Raw genomic sequence first — 1,704 nt, 5'->3', positions numbered from 1 at the left:
TGCCCGCCGCGCAGGCGTCCCAAACAAGATCAAAGAAAAAGCCTCCGCGCCCGCAGGGCAACACAAACCCATCGCAAAGACCAAGCCTCTTTCACCGCTTGCCGCCCGCCGCGCAGGCGGCCAATAGAACAGAAACAGAAAATCTCCCGTCCCGCAGGGCGGCAGCATTCCCTTTCGAAGGCCGAACCATTCCACCTCTTTGCCCGCCGCGCAGGCGGCCAAATCTCCCCTCGCCCGCCGCGCAGGCGTCCCCTTATATTTTTCCGGTCACATCCACACACTGCCAGGGCAGGCCGTACTTGCCCAGGTCCGCCAGGAAGGGATCGGGATCAAACTGCTCCATATTCCACACGCCGGGCTTGCGCCACACGCCTTCGGCCACCATTTTGGAGCCGATCATGGCAGGCACGCCCGTGGTGTAGGAAATGGCCTGTGAGCCGACTTCGGCGTAGCACTCTTCATGGTCGCAGATATTGTAGATGTAAACGGTCTTTTCCTTGCCGTCCTTGACGCCGCGCATGAGGTCGCCGATGCAGGTCTTGCCCTTGGTCAGGGGGCCGAGGGAAGCCGGGTCGGGCAGAAGCTTGGACAGGAACTGGATGGGTACAATGTCCTGCCCCTGAAAGTTCACGGGATCAATGCGGGTCATGCCCACATTGCCGAGCACCTTCAGGTGGTTGAGATAGTTCTCGGAGAAGGTCATCCAGAAGCGGGCGCGGCGCAGGCCCTTGAGGTTCTTGACCAGAGATTCCAGTTCCTCATGGTACATGAGAAAGCATTTTTTGCTGCCGATGCCGCTGGGGAAGTCAAAGTTCATTGACCAGGACAGGGGGTCGGTTTCCACCCACTCGCCCCGTTCCCAGTAGCGGCCGCGCGCGGTGACCTCGCGGATGTTGATTTCGGGGTTAAAGTTGGTGGCAAAGGGCTGGCCGTGGTCGCCCGCATTGCAGTCGATGATGTCCAGCACGTGCACTTCGTCCAGTTCGTGCTTCATGACCCATGCGGCGAAGACGTTGGTCACGCCGGGGTCAAAACCGGAACCGAGCAGGGCGGTAAGCCCTGCCTCGCGAAAGCGGTCCGCATAGGCCCACTGCCACTTGTACTCGAACTTGGCGGTGTCCAGCGGCTCATAGTTGGCCGTATCCACATAGTGGACGCCGCATTCAAGGCAGGCGTCCATAATGTGCAGGTCCTGATAGGGCAGGGCCACGTTGCACACAAGGTCGGGCTTGACGCTGCGGATGAGCTGGCAAAGCTCCGGCACGTTGTCCGCGTCCACCTTGGCGGTAGCCACGTTAACGCCGTAGCGGGCCTTTACGCTTTGCGCAATGGCGTCGCAACGCGAAACCGTGCGGCTGGCAAGGGTTATTTTGTTAAACGTGCCGCTGTTTGCGGCTACCTGGGCGCATTTGTGGACAACCACGCTCCCGACGCCACCCGCGCCGATGATAAGGATATTCGCCATAGCTCTTCCCTCTCCAGCAAGATAGGGGGTCAAAAGAAAATCCGCGCGGCAGCGCCGCCCGGTCACGTCCCATCACACAAAAAGCGCCTCGGCGCGGTCTGCCGCTCACGGGCGCAAAGTCCGGCTATATGCCTGTAAAGCCCCAATCCGTCAACCGCATTGTTTGGATTGCCTTTTTTGCCGCTACAGCGGGTCTTTTGGGCTGTTGTCGGGCGCGGTCCGGTCGCCGTCCAGCAGCA

Annotated in this window: 1 protein-coding gene; it reads right to left on the bottom strand. The window is 60.5% G+C overall.

The genetic code is table 11. The annotated features are described in order from the left end of the window. Positions 1-253: 253 nt before the first annotated feature. Positions 254-1,465 carry a saccharopine dehydrogenase family protein gene (locus V6C07_RS00345; RefSeq protein ID WP_333534353.1) on the bottom strand — a complete coding sequence of 404 codons (1,212 nt, stop codon included), beginning with the start codon at positions 1,463-1,465 and terminating at the stop codon, positions 254-256. Positions 1,466-1,704: the final 239 nt, after the last annotated feature.

It is taken from the genome of Desulfovibrio sp. 1214_IL3152 (assembly GCF_036763055.1).
Classification (GTDB): Bacteria; Desulfobacterota; Desulfovibrionia; order Desulfovibrionales; family Desulfovibrionaceae; genus Desulfovibrio.
The sequence above is the reverse complement of the archived record's forward strand: the minus strand, read 5'-3'. Positions and strand labels throughout refer to the sequence as shown.

Coding starts and splice junctions, on each gene's coding strand:
- V6C07_RS00345 (WP_333534353.1), bottom strand. CDS start 1,465: ATGGCGAATATCCTTATCATCGGCGCGGGTGGCGTCGGGAGCGTGGTT.